General features: G+C 54.2%; 3 protein-coding genes and 1 pseudogene. All 4 read left to right on the top strand.

Annotated features, from left to right (window positions below; all coding sequences use genetic code 11):
* Window positions 1–2,409, top strand: a 2,409-nt coding sequence (locus HCU66_RS26745; RefSeq protein ID WP_205891355.1) for an RHS repeat-associated core domain-containing protein, incomplete at its 5' end; no start/stop codon positions are given.
* 37 nt (window positions 2,410–2,446) lie between these two features.
* Window positions 2,447–3,034 carry a hypothetical protein gene (locus tag HCU66_RS26740; RefSeq protein WP_205891354.1) on the top strand — a complete coding sequence of 196 codons (588 nt, stop codon included), beginning with the start codon at window positions 2,447–2,449 and terminating at the stop codon, window positions 3,032–3,034.
* 149 nt (window positions 3,035–3,183) lie between these two features.
* Window positions 3,184–3,375, top strand: a complete 192-nt coding sequence (locus HCU66_RS26735) for a hypothetical protein (protein WP_205891356.1) — start codon at window positions 3,184–3,186, stop codon at window positions 3,373–3,375.
* Window positions 3,368–3,854 (top strand): annotated as a pseudogene (locus tag HCU66_RS26730) (RHS repeat-associated core domain-containing protein); the annotation flags it as partial. The gene HCU66_RS26735 and the pseudogene HCU66_RS26730, both read left to right, overlap by 8 nt.

Raw genomic sequence — 3,854 nt, 5'->3', positions numbered from 1 at the left:
GGCCAGGTCGTCGAGATCATCGACGCCACCGGCAAAAGCAAAAAGCTGCGCTGGAATCCCTTCGGTCAATTGGTGGAACACGTCGATTGTTCGGGTTATCCGACGCGGTACGGCTATGACAATCGTGGTTACCTTCAGGTCATCACCGACCCGCTCGGGGAGCGTACAACCTTCACATATGACACCGTGGGCCGGTTGCTCAGCCGCCAACTTCCCGATGGTCGCTTTGAACATTATCAACGCAACGCCAGTGGTCAATTGACGGAACATACCGACCCATCAGGTCATACCACTCATTACCAATACAACCTTCGGGGTCGAATTCGTCAACGTACGGATGCCCATGGCCGGCAGGTGCAATTCAGTTATGACAGTTACGGGCGGCTACAAGCTCTGACTAATGAAAACGGCGAAAATTATCGGTTTACCTGGGATGCCAGCGACCGCCTGATTGAACAACAGGATCTCGATGGAAGCGCCCATCGCTATGATTACGACGTTCTGAACAGCATTACCCGCGTAGTCTCGTTGCCTGCGCAATATGGTGACGGGCTTGCTGTTGTCTCGGAAACGCCCGAAAAGCCTATCGTCCACCGTCTGGAGCGAGATGCGGTTGGGCGTCTGGTTGCCAAGATCACTGACGATGGCCGCACTGATTACACATACGATCCGTTGGATCAACTGATCGCGATCACTTTCAGAGACACCCAGGGTCGCGAACAAAAACTCGGTTTTATATACGACGCTCTGGGCCAGCCACTCGAAGAACAAAGCTTGGGCGGCAGTTTAAAACATCGCTACGATGAACTCGGTAATCTGATCCAGACCCAACTGCCCGACGGCCGCTGGATCAATCGGCTGTATTACGGCAGTGGTCATTTACACCAGATCAACCTCGACGGCCAGGTCATCAGCGACTTTGAGCGTGATCGGCTGCACCGTGAGGTACTTCGCACACAGGGCCAGATCAACACCAGAACTGAATATGATCGCGGCGGGCGCCTGCGCTCATACGTGCAGCGCCCGAATAGCCAGCCGCGACAATTACCTGGAACGACACAAACACACTTCGACTACGACCCCAGCGACAACCTGATCGCTCGCCTCGAACAAAAAGCCGGCGCGGCGCATCAACAGTTTTTGCATTACGACGCTACCGATCGAATCATCGCCAGCCAAGACAACATTCAAGGGCAGCGTGAAATCTATGCCTATGATGCGGCGGCCAATTTATTGGACGGCCCGCCACCGGGAGCAGGTCTGGTAGTACATAACAAATTGTTGACCTATCAGGACAAACGCTACCGTTATGATCGTTTCGGTCGACTGATCGAAAAACGCAGTTCCAGCCGAGGGGTTCAGCACTTCAGATACGACGCCGAAAGCCGTGTGATCGAAGTTCGAAATCAGAGTGCCACGGGTGAAACTATCGTCAAGATGACGTATGACCCTTTGGGTCGACGCATTGAAAAAACCGTACAAGACAATAATGGTTATCCGCTTGGCACCACTCGTTTTGTGTGGGACGGACTGCAACTGTTTCAGGAGCACCGGAACAGCCAGACCAGCCTCTACCTTTATGAAGACGGCAGCTATGAGGCGCTGGCGCGCATTGATGGAACGGGCCCACTGCAAAAAATCCGTTACTACCACAATGCTCCTAATGGGCTGCCGCAAGAACTCACAGAACACGATGGGCACCGTATCTGGCAGGCCGATTATCGCGTCTGGGGCAATACCGCCAAGGAGACTCGCGAGCCGTATTACATAGAAGAGCAGAACCTGAGATTCCAGGGACAATACCTGGATCGGGAAACCGGACTGCACTACAACACGTTCAGGTTTTACGACCCTGACATTGGTCGGTTCATTACGCCTGATCCAATAGGGCTCGCCGGCGGTCTGAACCTCTATCAGTATGGCCCCAACCCGATGGGTTGGAGTGATGCATGGGGGCTGGCGGGCAGTCCAACTACGGCAACCCATATCACCTATCTGGGCGTCGACAAAGCAACCGGTAAAGCCTATGTCGGCTATGCCAGCATGCAAGGTAAACAGGTGGGTTCAGACGTGCTGAACTATCGCTATGGATCGAGTTTTGATCGCTTTGGTGGTCAAGCTCCTCAGGTCCTGCATACAGCATACGGCCAGGACGGAAAGGACGTTACCCGTGGGCTGGAGCAACGCGTTTATGAAGGGTTAGGCGGAAAAGACGGCACCGCCAACGCGCAGAATCCGGTGGGCCAAGGTAATGCGCGAAGAAAAGAATATCTTGCTGCTGCTGATAAACATCTGGCCAAAACACCGGCAGGCAAAGCCTTGGATAAACGTATAAAAGCCGCCAACAAAGCCAGAGTCAAAGCCGCCGCTAAAGGGGTCAGCAAAGGCAGAGGAGGCCGTTGCTCATGAGTGATTCGTTAATGATTATTAAGATGGAGTGAGCCCCATGGCCAAACGCATAACCTGGAAGGAAGGCGATTTAGTCAGCCTGAAACTGCGAGACGATTTATATACGGTAGGCCAGATGATCAAGAATTCCGTCATGCGTTTTTACGACGTGAAGAGCGTGAATGGAATCTGGAGCGATCTCGTGCTGGACGACAGTAAAATTCTGTTCAGCGGTTTTGTAGGGAAGGTCGTTACCCAACGACTTGCCGTCGAAAAACTACAACCTACGACTCCACTGGTCCTGTCAGACCACGAACGTTACTGGTTAAGACCGCACGTTAACTTTGAAGGTGGCTTCCCCTTTCGCGGTGCCGACCTGATCGATACCGGCAAAGACTGCGCTATCGATTACAGCTTGGCACCCGTGCGTCAAAAAGATCTGAAGCTTTCAAAAAATCGCGACGCTATTGAACAGTATGAGCTTACCAACATGTGGGGGGACGAAGACTTGAGCGACAGATTGTGCCGCTATTTCGATACTGGACTTGACCGTGACGATTTGAAATTTGAAGTATTTCCGGGGCTGTGGACGGATCGTGAGAGTCTGCGACCTTTAACCCGACGTTTACCTGTACCACTAAGATAAATAGCATGCAGCGTTTAATGCACAGCGTTTGGTAACAGCTGTGAAGGTGCTCGATCAACCGACTTAGAAGAAAACTTCGAACGGTTTTTTGATTATTTTTATGGTTAGTCTTCTGGTTCTGGATCTGACCCGACCAATGAGCGCAAAAGATGGAACAGCTGGAAGACGATTACCCCAGCGATGCCGATTGGCAAGTGCTTGTGCGGTTATACGAAGAGGACTATCTCGACGACAACGCCCGCACACTGGCCAAAGCAATGGAAGGCATCGAGCGACTCAACAAGCGCAACGATTGCGCGGCGGCCAGACGCTTGCGCCGGATAAACATCCCGCATGTCTGACGCACTCTGGGCCGCCCGGCTGGGCGATGCACTCAGCCACACCTCGATGATGGCCGACATTCTTGGCGGCGTGCTGGAGGTGGCAGCCAACATCGCGATCACCGCGGTGGCCACCGCTGCCGTGGTCGCGGCCACAGGCATTACCGTTGCCACCGGCGGCCTCGGGTGCTTCCTGCTCGGCGCGGTGGTGGGCACCATCGTGGGCCTTGCCATGAGCAAGACCGGGGCCGACAAAGGGCTAAGCAATTTATGCGAGAGCTTTAGCAACGCATTGTTCCCGCCCACGGTGCAGGCAACGATTCTCACCGGCTCCACCAACACCCTCACCAACAACATCCCTGCTGCCCGGGCCGCTGGGGCGATTCAATCCCATGTCGTGCCGGCCGGCACCGAACTGGAAGCACCCGAGCCGGAAGCCGAGCCCGGTTACCTGGACATGGCTGAGAGTTTCTTCTCCCAGATGTGGCGCCCCACCGTCG

Origin of the sequence: Pseudomonas frederiksbergensis, from assembly GCF_017114915.1 — a bacterium.
Taxonomy (GTDB): Bacteria; Pseudomonadota; Gammaproteobacteria; order Pseudomonadales; family Pseudomonadaceae; genus Aquipseudomonas; species Aquipseudomonas frederiksbergensis_I.
The sequence above is the reverse complement of the archived record's forward strand: the minus strand, read 5'-3'. Positions and strand labels throughout refer to the sequence as shown.

Coding starts and splice junctions, on each gene's coding strand:
- HCU66_RS26735 (WP_205891356.1), top strand. CDS start 3,184: ATGGAACAGCTGGAAGACGATTACCCCAGCGATGCCGATTGGCAAGTG.
- HCU66_RS26740 (WP_205891354.1), top strand. CDS start 2,447: ATGGCCAAACGCATAACCTGGAAGGAAGGCGATTTAGTCAGCCTGAAA.